Below are 14,776 nucleotides of genomic sequence, written 5' to 3' on the forward strand. Positions count from 1 at the left end.
GGTATAGAAATAACAAAGGGTAGAATACTAATTCTGCTGGAACTTCTTGGCTTGTCAACTAACTGCTAGCCTACCGGCGGTAGTTAAAAATATACTGCTCCCGCTTCTTTTTAGACAGCATGGGACTGGATGGTATTTAAGGAGGTTTTATTCATGATGGAAGAAAGCAACGTAAGCCTGACGGATGCAACAACCATTTCCGTAGGGGATGTAGTGAAGGCTACCGTCACCAAGGTGGAAGACAAACAGGCCTTGGTAGACGTAGGCTACAAATACGACGGCCTGATTCCGATCAGCGAGCTCTCTCCGCTGCACGTGGAGAAAGTATCCGACGTGGTCTCCGTCGGCGACACCTTTGACGTAAAGGTGCTGAAGCTGAACGACGAGAAAGAAGAGCTGGTCGTATCCAAGAAAGCCGTCGCCATGGAAGCGGCGTGGGCGGACCTGGAGAAAAAAATGGAATCCGGCGAAATCATTGAAGCCGAAATCAAGGAAGTGGTCAAAGGCGGTCTCGTCGTGGACGTAGGCGTGCGCGGCTTCATTCCGGCCTCCATGGTGGAACGCTACTTCGTGGAAGACTTCTCCGATTACAAAGGGAAGACGCTGCGGCTGAAAGTGGTGGAGATGGACAAGGACAAGAACAAAGTGATCCTGTCCCACAAAGCGGTGCTGGAAGAAGAAGCGAAACAGCAAAAACAATCCGTACTGGAACGCCTGCAGCCGGGCCAGGTGCTGGAGGGAACGGTACAGCGCATGACCGACTTTGGCGTGTTCGTCGATATCGGCGGGGTAGACGGCCTGGTACACGTGTCCGAACTGGCTTGGCACCGCGTGGAAAAACCGTCCGACGTGGTGAAGGAAGGCGACAAGGTACAGGTGAAAGTGCTGAAAGTCGACAAGGAAAACGAGCGCATCAGCCTGAGCATCAAGGAAACCCAGCCGGGTCCCTGGGCAAAGGTGGGCGAACAGTTCAAGCAGGGAGATGTCGTGACCGGTACCGTGAAACGCCTCGTCTCCTTTGGCGCTTTCGTGGAGATCGCGCCGGGCGTCGAGGGACTGGTGCACATCTCGCAAATCGCCAACCGCCGCGTTGCTACGCCGGGTGAAGTGCTGAAGGAAGGTCAAGAGGTGCAGGTGAAGGTACTGGATGTCGTTCCCTCCGAACAGCGCGTCAGCCTCAGCATTCGCGCCGTCGAAGAGGAACGCGCCGAGCAGGCGGAGCGCGCCAGCAAGCGGGAACAGCAGCAGTTCCAGCAGGAAAACAACCAGCCGCTGGGCGTTACGCTGGGCGAACTGTTCGGCGATCTGAAAGAAAAATTGAAGTAAGAACCGAGGGGATACGCGCAGGCGTATCCCTTTTTTCAGGTCCGGTCCGCCGTGGGCGCTGCCCATGACGGACGGGGATAGCAGTGGAACGGGAGGCGGACATGGAGCGAGCGAAGCGAAAAATGGAGCACATCGAGTACGCGTTGGCGACGGCGGACGCGAAGGGAAACGCCTGGGACGATCTGTCGTTTGTGCCAAACAGTTTACCGAATATATCTTATGGTAACACGAAATTGGAGACGGACCTCCCGCCGTTTCGCCTCTCGTCCCCCTTCCTGATCAATGCGATGACAGGGGGAGCGGCCACCGCCACCGAGATCAACCGGCTGCTGGCGATCGTCGCCCGGGAAAAGGGACTGGCGATGGCCGTGGGGTCGCAAATGGCGGCGCTGCGCGATCCGGCCGTGGTGGAGAGCTACGCGGTGGTGCGCCGGGAAAATCCGGACGGCATCGTGTTTGCCAATCTGGGGGCGGAAGCGACGGTGGAACAGGCGCAGCGCGCGGTGGAGATGATTCGCGCCGACGGCCTGCAGATTCATCTCAACGTCATGCAGGAACTGCTGATGCCGGAGGGAGACCGCGATTTTACCGGCTATCTGGAACGGATTCGGGCGATTCGCGAGGCGGTCGGCGTTCCGGTGATCGTCAAGGAAGTGGGGTTTGGCATGTCCCGCCGTTCGATCGAGCAGGTGGCTTCCGCCGGTGTCTCGATCATCGACGTAGGCGGCAGGGGCGGCACCAATTTTGCAAAAGTGGAGAATCAGCGCCATCCAGCGCCGCTGCCGATGTTTGAAAGCTGGGGGCTGTCGACGCCGGAGAGCTTGCTGGAAGCGGATGCCTGCCGCCTGGATGGCGTCCGTCTGATCGCAACAGGCGGGATCCGGCACGGGCTGGATGCGGCCAAGGCGCTGGCGTTGGGCGCTTCCGCCGTGGGCGTGGCGGGCGCCCTCTTGCGCCTGGTGACACACGAGACGCTGGAGGTGTGCCTCGCTGCTGTCGACGCCTGGCATCATCAACTGCGGGTGGCGATGACGGCGCTGGGTGCGGCGGAGCCGGCCGATTTGCGGCGGGTTCCGGTGTTGATCACGGGGGTGACGGCGGAGCGGGCGCGGCTGCGCGGCCGCGAACCGGAGCGCTACGCCCGGCGGGACGAGGAGCCGCTCTGATTCACTCATGAAAGGCCGCTGGATGAGGCATACTTTGGAAGACACCCGCAACGTGAGGAGATGGACATGAACGAGGGAACGCTTGCGATCCTCATCCAGTGGTGTTTTCTCTGTCTCGTCTGGATGGGCAGTTTCGACCGGCCGCTGAAGCACTGGGGCCTGACGCGCGCGGGCACCCTGGCCGTGCTCGCCGCGTTTCTCGTCTGCACGTTTGTCAGTTGGCAGCTCACTTTTCTTCCCCTGCAGGTCAGCCTCAGCGGAACGATTCTGCCTCTTCTCTGCGGCGGTTGGTTGTACGGCCGGCTGGCCGAAGACAAGCGCCGCCTCCATTTGCTGGCCGGAGCCGCTGTTGGCATGACGCTGTTCTGGCTGCGCTGGCTCTTTTTTACCGACCCGGTTCTGCAGGTGTGGGACGAAGCGGTTCTCCTGCCGGCGGCAGCGGTGCTGGCCGTGTTCGCCATCGCCCGCAGCGGACTGGCCCGCCTCTATTTGCTCGCCGTTTCCCTTCCCGCCGCCGATGTGCTGTACGGGCTGTATGTGTGGAGGCTGTCGGGGACCTGCGAGATCGGCGGCGGATATGCCCAGGATCTGCTGTGGAGCGCTGCCTCGCTCTGGACCCTGACCGGGTCGGTGCTGGCGGCGGCCAGACGGCTGTTTGGATACCGGGAGACTGAATCGTCCCATTCCGATACGCACAGGTGATGCCGATGTTTCGAGAACTGTTTGCCAATGAGTATGTCATTCCGCTGGCGCTCGGGTTGGGCTTCGGCATTCTCTGCCGGCTGTACCTGCTTCGCACCGACTACCGGCAGTATCCGACCTTTCCCCACGGCAAGATCATCCACATTTCCCTGGGCGTCATCGCGTCCGCGCTGGGGTCGCTGGCCGTGCCGTCGCTGCTGAAGCAGGACTACACCGCCGTCACGTTTCTGACCGTGGCGGCCCAACAGTTTCGCGATGTCCGCAACATGGAGCGGACGACGCTGACGGAGATCGACAAGCGGGAGCTGGTTCCGCGGGGCGGGCCGTACATCGAGGGGATTGCGATGGTGTTCGAAGGGCGCAACTACCTGGTCATCTTCACCTCGCTGGTGACGACGTTTGCCACCGTGCTGTTCAACTGGTGGGGAGGCTGCCTGGTGGGGATCGCGGCACTGGTCATCTCGCGCCTGCTCAAATCCGGCCAAACGCTCGCCAGCATTGTGGAGGTACAGCCGGCGGAGGTTCGGGTGGAGGGGAAAAACCTGTACGTGGGCGACATTTACATCATGAACGTCGGCTTGACAAACGCCCAGGAGCTCATCCAGAAACGGGGCATGGGCTTCATTCTGGTGCCCAAGGATGACAACGCCACCGTCTCGATTGCCCATCCGGGCCAGCGGCAGGCGATTTTGCACGACGTGGCGACGCAGATGGGCGTTTTTACCGACGAGGGGGAGCCGTCGCTCACGCCGCTGGTGAAACGGGATCTGGAGACGGGCCGATTGGGCGTGTTTTTGCTGCCGCAGGTGCGCAGTCACGAGCGGGCCAAAGCGGTCATCGAAGCGGTGCCGATTCTGGAGAGCGTCTATCGGATGCCGAAAGAGGCACCTCCAGTCGAACAGGGAGGGTAAGGCCATGTCCGCCAGGATCGTAGCGGTGGTCACCACCAACAAAGAGCACGTCGCCGGGGGCGTTCCCGTTTTCGTCGTCCCCAGCCGGGAGCGAATGCAGCAGACGGCGTTTACGCTGGAAAAAGTGCTGGACGCGATGGTGCACGAATTGGATGACGAGACCCTGATCGTTGTTCGTCACAAGTAGAGTGTGGTATGATTAGCTAGTCAAAACAGATATGAGAGAGAGTGTTGTCAACTATGGGATTGCCAGTGGTAGCCATTGTGGGTAGACCCAACGTGGGCAAGTCCACGATTTTTAACCGATTGGTCGGCGAGCGCATCGCCATCGTGGAGGACAAGCCGGGCGTGACCCGCGACCGCCTGTACGGGAAGGGAGAATGGCTGAACCGCCACTTCCACGTCATCGATACCGGCGGAATCGAATTTGGCGAGACCGACGAAATTCTCACGCAAATGCGCCACCAGGCGGAGCTGGCCATCGACGAGGCGGACGTCATCCTGATGGTGACCGACGGCCGAACCGGCGTGACCGACGCCGATCAGGAGCTGGCCCGCATGCTGAACCGCACCGGGAAGCCGATTGTTTTGATCGTCAACAAAATCGACAATCCGGACATGCGTGCTGACATTTACGACTTTTACACGCTGGGACTGGGCGATCCGTTCCCCGTTTCCGGCAGTCACGGGCTCGGCCTGGGCGACGTGCTCGAAGAGGTGGTGAAGCACTTCCCGGGCGGAGAGGACGAAGAGCGGGACGACGACGTGATCCGCATCTCCATCATCGGACGGCCCAACGTGGGGAAATCGTCGCTCACCAACGCCATCCTGGGCGAAGAGCGCGTCATCGTCAGCGATGTGGCCGGCACGACGCGGGATGCCATCGACACGCCGTTTGAGCGCGACGGACAGAACTACATCCTGATCGACACCGCCGGGATGCGCAAACGGGGCAAGGTGTACGAAACGACGGAAAAATACAGCGTGATGCGGGCGATGAAGGCCATCGAAGAGTCGGATGTCGTGCTGGTTGTCCTGAACGGGGAAGAAGGCATTATCGAGCAGGACAAGAAGATCGCCGGCTACGCCCACGAAGCGGGCCGCGCCGTGATTATCGTCGTCAACAAATGGGATGCGGTTGAAAAGGACGACAAGACGATGCTGCGGTTCACGGAGCTGATCCGGGAAGAGTTCAAGTATCTGGACTACGCGCCGATCCTGTTCGTCTCGGCCAAGACCAAGCAGCGGATTCACACGATTTTGCCGAAAGTCAACCAGGTGGCGGAAGCGCATTCGATGCGAGTCTCCACGGCGGTGCTGAACGACCTGATCACGGACGCGACGATCATGACGCCGCCGCCGTCCGACCGGGGCAAGCGGCTGAAGATCAACTACGCGACGCAGGCGGCCGTCAAACCGCCGACGTTCATTCTGTTTGTCAACGACCCGGAACTGATGCATTTCTCCTATGAGCGTTACATTGAAAACAAAATACGGGAGGCGTTTGTCTTCGAAGGCACGCCGATCCGGATCTGGACGCGCAAAAAAACATAGGGAGAGGAAACAACCATGGTGTTTTTGTCCTGGGTGATCAGTTACCTGATCGGCTCGATCAGCTTCAGCTATCTTATCGCCAAAAAGATCGCGGGCATTGACATTCGCTCCCACGGCAGCGGAAACGCGGGCGCGACCAATACCCTGCGCGTTCTGGGGAAAGGACCGGCCATCGCCGTGCTGGTCCTGGACGCGCTGAAGGGGCTGGCCGCGATGGGCATCACACACCTGCTGACAAACGGCGATCCGACGGCGTACGCGCTGTCCGGCCTGTTTGCCATCGTCGGGCACAACTGGCCCGTTTTTTTCGGATTTCGCGGGGGGAAGGGCATCGCCACCACGCTGGGCGTGGCACTGGGCTTCTCTCCTTTGGCCTTTCTCATCACAGTCATCATCACGGTACTGGTCATTGCCGTGACGCGATATGTGTCGCTGGGATCGCTCGTGTTTGTGACACTCCTGCCGGTGTGTCTGTTTTTGCTCTCCAAGGACATGGCGTTCGTCTGGGTCAGCGTGGCCCTGGCCGTCTTCGCCTACGTCCGCCATTACAACAATATCCAAAATCTTCTTGCAGGCAGAGAGCGCAAGCTGGGGGAACCGTCCCAGCGCAATCTGCAGTAGGGCAGGCGTGCCCGGATACACATCGCATGGGAACATGGAAAAGTGGAGGGGGATCATTTGAATCAGGATGTTGCCGTTATCGGCGCCGGCAGTTGGGGTACGGCGCTGGCCTCGGTGTTGGCGGACAACGGCCATCGCGTGAACGTCTGGGTGCGCGATCCGAAACTCGCCGACGAGGTCAACACTCGTCATACCAATGAAAAGTACCTGCCGGGCGTGACGCTGTCGCCCGGGATTCGCGCGTCTGTCGATCTGCGGGAGGTCGTGTCGGACAAACCGGTGGTGCTGCTGGCCGTCCCGTCACACGCGATGCGGCAGGTGACGCGCGAGCTTGCGCCCTTTTTGCGCCCGGACGTGCTGCTGATTCACGCCGCCAAAGGCTTTGAGCTGGAGAGTTTGAAGCGCATGTCGGAGGTGATCGGCGAGGAAGTGCCCGAGCCCATCAGCAAAGGGCTGGTTGTGCTGACCGGACCGAGCCACGCGGAGGAAGTGGTGCGCCGGTCGCCGACCACGGTGGTGGTCGCTTCCGCCAGCGAGGATTGCATGCTGCGGGCGCAGGACCTTTTCATGAACACGTATTTCCGTGTCTACACCAACTCTGACCTGGTCGGGGCGGAAATCGCCGGCGCGCTGAAAAACATCATCGCGCTGGGAGCGGGGATGTCCGACGGGCTGGGATTTGGCGACAACGCCAAAGCGGCGCTGCTCACCCGCGGCCTGGCGGAAATTACACGGCTCGGTATCAAGCTGGGGGCCATGCCGCTGACGTTTGCCGGACTGGCCGGCGTGGGCGACCTGATCGTCACCTGCACCAGCAAGCACAGCCGCAACTGGCGGGCCGGCTATCTGCTCGGCCAGGGCAAACCGCTGGACGAGGTGCTGCAGCAGATGGGCATGGTGGTGGAAGGCGTGCGCACGACCAAAGCCGCGTACGCCCTGGCCAGCCGCAAACAGGTCGACATGCCGATCGCCTCGGTGCTGTACGGCATTCTGTTTGAAGGCAAGTCGCCCCGACAGGGCGTGGAAGAACTGATGGGACGCGGCCGCACGCGCGAGATGGAGTACCTCGGTCCTTTCGGCGTGTAAAGACGCGTAGGCGTTCGCTCACCTTTTTAGGCTCCCGCACATACGTTAATGATGTGGCTGTAACGCCTAAGGCCGTAAGGAGGAGCTGAAACGATGAGCAACAACGTGTCGCGTCGTTTTTTGGACCGTTTGCAGGGAAAAGCGGGAGGAAACGTGGATGAGGGCAGGCTGCGTGCGCTGGCCAGCCAATTCACGCGCAGCGACTTTGAAGACGAGGCCAAACTGCGCCACGTGATCCGATCGCTCGCCGCACTGAGCGGCAAAAAGTTGAACGAGGAACAGGAAGACAAGGTCGTGCAGATGTTCCGCAACCAGGAGATCAACCTCAATGACCTATCCTCGCTCGGCAAGTTGCTGAAGTAAGAGAATTGGGCGATTATGCCCGTTCCCCGCTGCGTAAAACGTCATACAGTATGACTAGGAACAATCATGGCTCTACAGGGACATGGCTGGTCTACAGATTCAAGAAAAAAAGAGGGATGTCATCCCTCTTTTTTTCGTTTCGCGGCTCCGTTTGCCGTCTGGCTCAGCAGGCTTTGCACCAGCGGGGACTGCAGCAGGCCGAGAAGCTGCCCGATGTCGATGTTCCCCAGCGGATTGCCGCCCCCGCTGCTGCCTTCCGTCCCTTCGTTGGCCGGGCTGCTTGTCTCTGCAGACTGCCGTTTGCCGGCCGGCTTTTCCGCAGTCTCCGCATCCGCAGAGCGTTTTCCCAGTCTTTCGAAGATTTGCATCGCGCCGTACAGCGTATCCATCGTTTCTTCGACCTGGCGGATCGTGCTGCTGATCCCCTTGATGTTGCTGCGCATCCGGGAGACGGACGTGCGCAGGTCGATGACTTCCGGCACGGCCTTGCGCGGCGTGACGGCGAGCGATACCTCCTGCGCCTTCTCGTTCAGCTTTTTGCTGGGTATGGGGGCGTAGGGATTACGCCATTTCCGTGTGGTCATCTGCCATCCCTCCAATAGGCGGATTCATCACGATAGTCTATGCGAACGTCCAGAATGAGGTTCACCGGACGGGAGCGGCAGAAAAAGAAGTATGGTATAATGTTTCAAAAACGGAAAAGAGGATGCTGTCGTACATATGCCTATCGATCCAATGACCAAGATGAACATCTCGCTTGTCGCCATCGCGCTGATGTTCGTTTGCAATTTCATGGTGCTCTATGCGCGGAAGACCAAAAACGGCCTGGTGTCGTTCCTGCTGAAGACGGTCGCGTTTCTGATGCTGCTGGCCGTATTCGTGATGATTCTGATCGTGATTTTTGCATAAAGGAGGGCAAGCGATGGCGCAATTGACATTGATCTCGCGTACCGGCACCCATCAACTGCCCGTGGAAACCGATGTGACGATCGTGTCCATCGCCAAACGGCACAAGCTGGGGTGGGGATACGCCTGCGAGCGGGGGATTTGCGCCCAGTGCCGAACGCTGGTGCAGGAGGGAGCCGACTGCCTCAATGACGTGACAAACGAGGAGAAGCTGCGGCTTCGCAAGGCAGAGCGCGCGGAAGGGTACCGTCTGGGCTGCCAAATCCAAATAGTCAGACAGGGGCGTGTGACATTGGCTCACCGCCCGTATTGACAGGGGGCTGACAGCATGGGAAAACTGACGTTTTTGCCCGCGGGAAAAAGCGTAAAGACGCGGCCGGGACAATTGGTCACAAGCGCAGCCCAGGCGGCGCGGGTCGTCATCCCGCAGCGGTGCGGCGGACACGCCTCCTGCCTGATGTGCCGCATCGTCGTGGAAAGCGGAAGATTGTCCGAACCGACGCCGTTGGAGCGGCGCAAGATGCCGGAAGAGGATTTGCGCAAAGGCATCCGGCTGGCCTGTCAGGCGAAAACGACCGGTCAGGACTGCACGGTGCGAATCCCGGAGAGCCGATGGAAGTCGGTCGTGCGGGCGGCGCTGGAGTCGCAGCGCGCCCAGGAAGAAGAATGGTAGCAAGAGGTGTAACAGGTGATGTGGCAAACATGGCGCACTACGTTGCGGCTGCCGGTGATGCTGGCGGTCTTGTCTGCCCTGTTGGGCGGCTGTCTGTATCCGGAAGAACGGAAAATGGAGAACCAGATTCCCAGCGAATTTTACCTGGAGGCGACGCAAAAGGCGGTGGAACAGTTCCAAAAGGACACGGGCGTGCTGCCGATTGTGACGAAACCGCTGGATACGCCGATCTTCGAGAAGTACGAGATCGATTTTCGCAGAATGATGCCCAAATACCTGCCGGATGCGCCGGGCAACTCGTTTGAAAAAGGCGGCGTGTACAAGTACGTGCTGATTGATGTGGAAACCAAGCCGACCGTTCGGCTGATCCATCTGGGCGCCGTCAGCAAGGTGGCCGACGTGCAGAGCGCCGTCAACCGCTTCCTGCGGAATTACGGCAAGCTGCCGATCAGAGCGGATCTGGGCAACGGCTATTATTCCATCGATTTCGAAAAGATGTCCATGCAGGATGTGCAGGTCCAGTCGACGGTAGGCAGCTATCTGCTCCCGCTCGTCATGAACGCCAAAGGTGAAGTCGGCATCGACTACGCCGCCGACATTGCCAACGTCCTGCGCAGCACAAAAGCGGAGGTCAAGGAAAATACCGACCCGCGCTATGTGATGGCGCGGCATTCCATGTTCGTCCCGGCCAAGTCGTTTCCCTACGAAATGGTAAACGGCGAACCGCGCCTGCTGAAACTGTAAGGAGGCGCAAAGGCGGCCCGTTAAGCGGCCGCCTTTCTCACATGTTCATACATCCCGCCCGACTCGATGCGGATGCTTCCCGGCTGCACAGCCTGCGGCCGGCAGGGGGAGTCCTTCCGCACGTCCGGGCGGTTTTTTTGTTCTAGCGGACCGGAGCGCACATATACATGTATTGTCCACGATTCTAGTACGAGATTATCGGGAAAATACTGGCGGTCAGGGATAATTCGGAAAAATGGTCATAGTGTATCAATAGACAAATAGAAGGAGGTCATCGATGGTGGAACGAGTCGACATCTTTAAAGACATTGCCGAACGGACGGGCGGGGATATTTACCTGGGCGTCGTGGGACCTGTCCGGACGGGCAAATCGACTTTTATCAAACGGTTCATGGAACAGGTCGTCATCCCCAACATCCAGTCGGAGGCAGAGCGGATACGCGCCACGGATGAACTGCCGCAGAGTGCGTCCGGCCGAACGATCATGACGACGGAACCCAAATTTGTTCCGAATCAGGCCGTACAGGTAAACGTGACGGAAGGGCTCAGCATCAACGTTCGGCTCGTTGACTGCGTCGGCTACACCGTGCAGGGCGCGAAGGGATTTGAAGACGAAAACGGCCCGCGCATGGTCAACACGCCGTGGTACGAGGAGCCGGTTCCATTCGAGGAAGCGGCGGAAGTGGGAACGCGCAAGGTCATCCAGGAACACTCCACCATCGGGATCGTCGTCACCACGGACGGGAGCATCGCGGAGATTCCCCGCAGCGGTTACATCGAAGCGGAAGAGCGGGTCGTGGCCGAACTGAAGGAAGTGGGCAAGCCGTTTGTCATCCTGGTCAACTCCACCCGTCCCCGTTCGGAAGAAGCGCAAAACCTGCGGCTGGAGCTGCAGGAGAAATACGACGTGCCGGTGCTGGCCCTCTCCGTCGACAACGTGACGGAACACGAAATCCTGCTCTTGATGCGGGAAGTGCTGTTCGAATTCCCTGTGCACGAGGTAAACGTGAACCTGCCCAGTTGGGTAATGGTACTGGAAAATGGACACTGGCTGCGCCAAAACTACGAAGAAGCGGTGCGGGAGACGGTGAAGGACATCCGCCGCCTGCGCGACGTGGACCGGGTCGTCAGCTATTTCAACGAGTACGATTTTGTGGAGCGGGCATCGCTGGCCGGAATGCACATGGGGCAGGGGATTGCCGAGATCGACCTGTACGCGCCGGACGAACTGTACGACCGCATCCTGATGGAAATCGTCGGAGTCGAAATCAACGGCAAGGATCACCTGCTGAAAATCATGCAGGAATTTGCCCATGCCAAGCGGGAATACGACCAGGTGGCGGAGGCGCTGCACATGGTCCGGACGACCGGCTACGGCATCGCCGCACCGTCGCTGCATGAGATGACCTTGGACGAACCCGAACTGATCCGGCAGGGGCCCCGTTTCGGCGTCCGCCTGAAAGCGACGGCTCCGTCGATTCACATGATTCGCGTCGACGTGGAGTCGGAATTCGCGCCGATCATCGGCACCGAAAAGCAGAGCGAAGAACTGGTCCGCTATCTGATGCAGGACTTCGACAGAGACCCGCTGTCGATCTGGAACTCGGACATCTTTGGCCGCTCGCTGCATTCGATCGTGCGGGAAGGGATCCAGGCCAAGATCACGATGATGCCGGACAACGCCCGCTACAAGCTGCAGGAGACCTTGGGGCGGATCATCAACGAAGGATCGGGCGGACTCATCGCGATTATTCTGTAAGACACTGGAAAAAGTGGGCGTTAAGTCCTACGAAAAGCAGGGCAAACAGAGGCTCCCGGCGGGACGGGAAGCCTTTTTTTCTTGGATTTCGCTTAAATTCGACAGGAGGGGGCTTGAATTTACAAGGATGGTGTATTACTATAAGCTTGTCAGAGCGGTAAAAACACCCAATCGTGTGTATAAAACGATTGGATTCGGTTAAGAAAAGTAGTAATACCAACGATGTGGCGTACATTGAGGGGAGGTGAACAAGAAATGAATAAAACAGAACTGATTGCAAAAGTGGCTGAGACCACCGAACTGACCAAGAAAGATGCAACAAAAGCTGTTGATGCAGTTCTTGACGCAATTGCGGAAGCACTGAAAAACGGAGAGAAAGTTCAACTGATTGGTTTCGGTAACTTCGAAGTTCGCGAGCGTGCGGCTCGTAAAGGTCGCAACCCGCAAACCGGCGAAGAGATCGAGATCGCTTCCAGCAAGGTACCGGCATTCAAGCCTGGTAAACAACTCAAGGACTCCATCAAGTAATCGTTACATCGGTTAACGAAACACTTACATAAAAATCCACATTGATGAAATGTGGATTTTTTTCACGTTCTCAGATGCTTCGCGATATGCGGATCGTTTTGTTTTTTTCAGGGGAATGTGATAAGATGGGCTTGTTTCATCCGCAGGAGAGGGAGGTTTTGACATGAAAGAGGTCGATCTGGAGAAAATTCAGCAGGCGGTCCGCATGATCATCGAAGCGATCGGCGACGATCCGGATCGGGACGGATTGCTGGATACGCCCAAACGGGTGGCGAAGATGTATGCAGAAGTGTTTGAAGGCATGAGAATAAACGAAGAAGAGTACTTTGAGACGGTGTTCAGCGAAGATCACGAAGAGATGGTGCTGGTGAAGGACATTCCGTTCTACTCCATGTGCGAACACCATTTTGTGCCCTTCTTCGGCAAGGCTCATGTCGCGTACATCCCTCGCGGCGGCCGCGTGGTGGGCTTGAGCAAACTGGCCCGGGCCGTCGAAGCGGTAGCCCGCAGACCGCAGCTGCAGGAGCGCATTACGTCGACCGTAGCTGACGCGATCGTCCGCAAGCTGGACCCGCACGGAGTCGTTGTGGTCGTGGAAGCGGAGCATATGTGCATGACCATGCGCGGAGTGAAGAAGCCGGGCTCCAAAACGGTGACGTCCGCGGTACGCGGCATCTTTGCCAATGACGCGGCAGCGCGCGCGGAAGTGTTCAGCCTCATACGTACATAACTTGCATAACTTGGAAAGAGAAAAGAGACAGAAAGGTATTGACACCCTGGTTAAAATATTGTATAGTACAGATGTACAGTCGGGATGTGGCGCAGCCCGGTAGCGCGCACCCTTGGGGTGGGTGAGGTCCAGGGTTCAAATCCCTGCATTCCGACCATCTACTTCTATCATGGAAGAACGCCTCTCGTGCCAATCCGATTGGACGAGAGGCGTTTTGTTTGTGCAGGTCGCGGCCATGCCGCGGCAGGATCCGGCTTCCGGCACGTTGGTTCCCGGGCCGGTAGGGGAGACAAACGACCGCGCGAGATATGGCTGTACCTCCCGATTGGGGAAAAGCCCCAGCTGTGTTCGAATGTCTCGTAAAACGGATCGGCCTGCGTGAACGCATACTTTCGCACGTTTTTTTCCATGATTCTCTTGCCAGAATGGGTGTGGTTCCCTTATAATAGGCGATGTTCCACTCAGGAATGTTTCGTCGGGATGTGGCGCAGTCCGGTAGCGCGCACCCTTGGGGTGGGTGAGGTCCAGGGTTCAAATCCCTGCATTCCGACCATTTCAACCAAAAACGTCTCTGCTGGGATCATCCGGCAGAGACGTTTTTGGTTTCATGAAGCGTTTGGGCTGAAAAGGCCGTACGGGCTGGCCTGCACCATGTCGGTGATATACCATCCCGTCGTCCCGTTTGCGGACAGCCGCTCTACCACAAACTGCTCCGTCGCTGTCGGATAGGGAGGCCCTGCGGACGTGATCTCCGGGAACGTCACGGTGTAGGCAAAGGCGGTCTCGCTCAGCTTTTTCTTTTCCTTCACGGTAATCGGGCCGACCCAGGGGCTGGACACGCCGGTCACCCAGTTCATCTCGTCCGGGATGCGGTTCAACTGTTTGCGAAGTTCGGGTGAGAGGGCGGCGTACTGCAGGGCGCCGCTCCGCGTCTGTTCGCCGCGTCCCCACAGCATCACCGCTTCGTCAGGCGTGGACGGAACGAGATGCCGTTCAATCTCGGCAATCTGCTCCTCAATCGCTTCCGGCTGCGGCGTCTGGATGGACAGGGTGCGGGCCGTCTTGTCGTACTGCACGCGGGCGTGGAACAGCTCCTCCAGCCAGTCCTGCAGGACGTAGACGCGGCCGTCGCGAAACGCCGCGTCGTAGATGACGTACCCGTCGTTCCCCTGGGATACGGTCAGTTTCGGTTTGCTCCCCTGCCCGGTTTGTTTCAGGTGCAGCACCAGGGGACGGGTCTCGCCGTCAGGGAGACGAAGCTGCCTGGCCCCGGCAGGGATCGGACACATCTGCTTCTCCTTTTCCGGACTCTGGAGCGTCAGACCCTGCCGGTACGAATCGAGCATCTTTTGTTTCGCCATCACGGGCGGCCTGCTGATGATGACGGCTCTGGCGGACGGCTCCCACTCCACGGTGGCGCCCAACTGCTCGGCTGTCCAGCGAAGCGGTACCATCAACTGGTCGCCGGCTGCGTGGATGCCGGCCGGCGTCTCTACGACGGCACCGTTTACCTGAATCGTCAGCGGCGCGTCGGCAGCGGCCGCAAAAGCGGAAGGTGCCCATCCGCTCATGCATGCAGCGAGAACGACGGTGGCGAGGCGGTATCTTCCTTGCTTCATGGGGACATTCTCCTTCGGGTTTCTTGTCTTTACTGGTATAGACAGGGAAAGCGGTCCGTTCGTTTCGCGTCCGCGCCAGTTTTTTCAA

The 14,776-nt window shown here is 58.9% G+C and carries 18 protein-coding genes and 2 tRNA genes; 18 read left to right on the plus strand and 2 right to left on the minus strand.

The window, feature by feature from the left end:
• Nucleotides 1-153: 153 nt before the first annotated feature.
• The 9 genes from rpsA (at nucleotide 154) to FOI68_RS01845 (ending at nucleotide 7,729) form a co-directional block, all read left to right on the plus strand.
• Nucleotides 154-1,326 (plus strand): 30S ribosomal protein S1, encoded by a 1,173-nt coding sequence (gene rpsA, locus FOI68_RS01805; RefSeq protein WP_029099580.1) that lies wholly within the window; start codon nucleotides 154-156, stop codon nucleotides 1,324-1,326.
• Between the two features lie 101 nt (nucleotides 1,327-1,427).
• Nucleotides 1,428-2,492: a type 2 isopentenyl-diphosphate Delta-isomerase gene (fni, locus tag FOI68_RS01810; RefSeq protein WP_143862153.1), complete on the plus strand. Its 1,065-nt coding sequence runs from the start codon at nucleotides 1,428-1,430 to the stop codon at nucleotides 2,490-2,492.
• A gap of 66 nt (nucleotides 2,493-2,558) precedes the next feature.
• Complete coding sequence (locus tag FOI68_RS01815) at nucleotides 2,559-3,194, plus strand: YphA family membrane protein (protein WP_143862154.1); 636 nt, start codon at nucleotides 2,559-2,561, stop codon at nucleotides 3,192-3,194.
• A 5-nt stretch (nucleotides 3,195-3,199) separates the two neighbouring features.
• A complete protein-coding gene (locus FOI68_RS01820; RefSeq protein WP_029099583.1) occupies nucleotides 3,200-4,105 on the plus strand; it encodes a YIEGIA family protein in 906 nt (301 codons plus the stop codon).
• Nucleotides 4,106-4,109: 4 nt separating this feature from the next.
• On the plus strand, nucleotides 4,110-4,292 hold the full coding sequence (locus tag FOI68_RS01825; protein WP_029099584.1) for a capping complex subunit for YIEGIA: 183 nt from the start codon (nucleotides 4,110-4,112) through the stop codon (nucleotides 4,290-4,292).
• 53 nt (nucleotides 4,293-4,345) lie between these two features.
• Nucleotides 4,346-5,659 carry a ribosome biogenesis GTPase Der gene (gene der / locus FOI68_RS01830; RefSeq protein ID WP_029099585.1) on the plus strand — a complete coding sequence of 438 codons (1,314 nt, stop codon included), beginning with the start codon at nucleotides 4,346-4,348 and terminating at the stop codon, nucleotides 5,657-5,659.
• A gap of 15 nt (nucleotides 5,660-5,674) precedes the next feature.
• Nucleotides 5,675-6,280, plus strand: coding sequence for a glycerol-3-phosphate 1-O-acyltransferase PlsY (gene plsY / locus FOI68_RS01835; RefSeq protein WP_029099586.1), 606 nt, complete (start codon nucleotides 5,675-5,677; stop codon nucleotides 6,278-6,280).
• A gap of 57 nt (nucleotides 6,281-6,337) precedes the next feature.
• A complete protein-coding gene (locus tag FOI68_RS01840; RefSeq protein ID WP_029099587.1) occupies nucleotides 6,338-7,366 on the plus strand; it encodes an NAD(P)H-dependent glycerol-3-phosphate dehydrogenase in 1,029 nt (342 codons plus the stop codon).
• Between the two features lie 93 nt (nucleotides 7,367-7,459).
• Nucleotides 7,460-7,729, plus strand: coding sequence for a stage VI sporulation protein F (locus FOI68_RS01845; protein ID WP_065066290.1), 270 nt, complete (start codon nucleotides 7,460-7,462; stop codon nucleotides 7,727-7,729).
• A gap of 119 nt (nucleotides 7,730-7,848) precedes the next feature.
• Here FOI68_RS01845 and FOI68_RS01850 read toward each other — a convergent pair whose 3' ends face one another.
• The gene (locus tag FOI68_RS01850; protein ID WP_035297828.1) at nucleotides 7,849-8,313 is read right to left on the minus strand and encodes a hypothetical protein; all 465 of its coding nucleotides are present in this window, start codon (nucleotides 8,311-8,313) and stop codon (nucleotides 7,849-7,851) included.
• 136 nt (nucleotides 8,314-8,449) lie between these two features.
• Between FOI68_RS01850 and FOI68_RS01855 the strand changes: the two genes are divergently transcribed.
• The 9 genes from FOI68_RS01855 (at nucleotide 8,450) to FOI68_RS01895 (ending at nucleotide 13,622) form a co-directional block, all read left to right on the plus strand.
• A complete protein-coding gene (locus FOI68_RS01855) occupies nucleotides 8,450-8,638 on the plus strand; it encodes a DUF2768 family protein (protein ID WP_029099590.1) in 189 nt (62 codons plus the stop codon).
• 13 nt (nucleotides 8,639-8,651) lie between these two features.
• Nucleotides 8,652-8,948 (plus strand): 2Fe-2S iron-sulfur cluster-binding protein, encoded by a 297-nt coding sequence (locus FOI68_RS01860; RefSeq protein ID WP_044898451.1) that lies wholly within the window; start codon nucleotides 8,652-8,654, stop codon nucleotides 8,946-8,948.
• A gap of 15 nt (nucleotides 8,949-8,963) precedes the next feature.
• The gene (locus FOI68_RS01865) at nucleotides 8,964-9,308 is read left to right on the plus strand and encodes a 2Fe-2S iron-sulfur cluster-binding protein (protein ID WP_035297826.1); all 345 of its coding nucleotides are present in this window, start codon (nucleotides 8,964-8,966) and stop codon (nucleotides 9,306-9,308) included.
• Nucleotides 9,309-9,326: 18 nt separating this feature from the next.
• The gene (locus FOI68_RS01870) at nucleotides 9,327-10,052 is read left to right on the plus strand and encodes a hypothetical protein (protein ID WP_143862242.1); all 726 of its coding nucleotides are present in this window, start codon (nucleotides 9,327-9,329) and stop codon (nucleotides 10,050-10,052) included.
• 280 nt (nucleotides 10,053-10,332) lie between these two features.
• Nucleotides 10,333-11,811 carry a stage IV sporulation protein A gene (spoIVA, locus tag FOI68_RS01875; protein WP_029099594.1) on the plus strand — a complete coding sequence of 493 codons (1,479 nt, stop codon included), beginning with the start codon at nucleotides 10,333-10,335 and terminating at the stop codon, nucleotides 11,809-11,811.
• Nucleotides 11,812-12,066: 255 nt separating this feature from the next.
• A complete protein-coding gene (locus FOI68_RS01880; protein ID WP_029099595.1) occupies nucleotides 12,067-12,339 on the plus strand; it encodes an HU family DNA-binding protein in 273 nt (90 codons plus the stop codon).
• A gap of 163 nt (nucleotides 12,340-12,502) precedes the next feature.
• Nucleotides 12,503-13,069: a GTP cyclohydrolase I FolE gene (gene folE / locus FOI68_RS01885; RefSeq protein WP_029099596.1), complete on the plus strand. Its 567-nt coding sequence runs from the start codon at nucleotides 12,503-12,505 to the stop codon at nucleotides 13,067-13,069.
• Between the two features lie 80 nt (nucleotides 13,070-13,149).
• Nucleotides 13,150-13,226, plus strand: a tRNA-Pro gene (locus tag FOI68_RS01890).
• Between the two features lie 319 nt (nucleotides 13,227-13,545).
• Nucleotides 13,546-13,622, plus strand: a tRNA-Pro gene (locus tag FOI68_RS01895).
• A 52-nt stretch (nucleotides 13,623-13,674) separates the two neighbouring features.
• On the opposite strand, the gene FOI68_RS01900 is transcribed toward FOI68_RS01895, so the two are convergent.
• Entirely contained in the window at nucleotides 13,675-14,688 is a 1,014-nt protein-coding gene (locus FOI68_RS01900; RefSeq protein WP_143862155.1) for a stalk domain-containing protein, read from the minus strand.
• Nucleotides 14,689-14,776: the final 88 nt, after the last annotated feature.

Source organism: Brevibacillus sp. LEMMJ03 (assembly GCF_007197875.1).
Lineage (GTDB): Bacteria > Bacillota > Bacilli > Brevibacillales > Brevibacillaceae > Brevibacillus > Brevibacillus thermoruber.

Bases quoted from the DNA above. Each gene is read 5' to 3' on its own strand.
- FOI68_RS01855 (WP_029099590.1), top strand. From the start codon at position 8,450: ATGCCTATCGATCCAATGACCAAGATGAACATCTCGCTTGTCGCCATC.
- folE (WP_029099596.1), top strand. From the start codon at position 12,503: ATGAAAGAGGTCGATCTGGAGAAAATTCAGCAGGCGGTCCGCATGATC.
- FOI68_RS01860 (WP_044898451.1), top strand. From the start codon at position 8,652: ATGGCGCAATTGACATTGATCTCGCGTACCGGCACCCATCAACTGCCC.
- FOI68_RS01870 (WP_143862242.1), top strand. From the start codon at position 9,327: ATGTGGCAAACATGGCGCACTACGTTGCGGCTGCCGGTGATGCTGGCG.
- rpsA (WP_029099580.1), top strand. From the start codon at position 154: ATGATGGAAGAAAGCAACGTAAGCCTGACGGATGCAACAACCATTTCC.
- FOI68_RS01820 (WP_029099583.1), top strand. From the start codon at position 3,200: ATGTTTCGAGAACTGTTTGCCAATGAGTATGTCATTCCGCTGGCGCTC.
- fni (WP_143862153.1), top strand. From the start codon at position 1,428: ATGGAGCGAGCGAAGCGAAAAATGGAGCACATCGAGTACGCGTTGGCG.
- FOI68_RS01815 (WP_143862154.1), top strand. From the start codon at position 2,559: ATGAACGAGGGAACGCTTGCGATCCTCATCCAGTGGTGTTTTCTCTGT.
- FOI68_RS01900 (WP_143862155.1), bottom strand. From the start codon at position 14,688: ATGAAGCAAGGAAGATACCGCCTCGCCACCGTCGTTCTCGCTGCATGC.
- FOI68_RS01825 (WP_029099584.1), top strand. From the start codon at position 4,110: ATGTCCGCCAGGATCGTAGCGGTGGTCACCACCAACAAAGAGCACGTC.
- der (WP_029099585.1), top strand. From the start codon at position 4,346: ATGGGATTGCCAGTGGTAGCCATTGTGGGTAGACCCAACGTGGGCAAG.
- FOI68_RS01865 (WP_035297826.1), top strand. From the start codon at position 8,964: ATGGGAAAACTGACGTTTTTGCCCGCGGGAAAAAGCGTAAAGACGCGG.
- FOI68_RS01845 (WP_065066290.1), top strand. From the start codon at position 7,460: ATGAGCAACAACGTGTCGCGTCGTTTTTTGGACCGTTTGCAGGGAAAA.
- FOI68_RS01880 (WP_029099595.1), top strand. From the start codon at position 12,067: ATGAATAAAACAGAACTGATTGCAAAAGTGGCTGAGACCACCGAACTG.
- plsY (WP_029099586.1), top strand. From the start codon at position 5,675: ATGGTGTTTTTGTCCTGGGTGATCAGTTACCTGATCGGCTCGATCAGC.
- FOI68_RS01850 (WP_035297828.1), bottom strand. From the start codon at position 8,313: ATGACCACACGGAAATGGCGTAATCCCTACGCCCCCATACCCAGCAAA.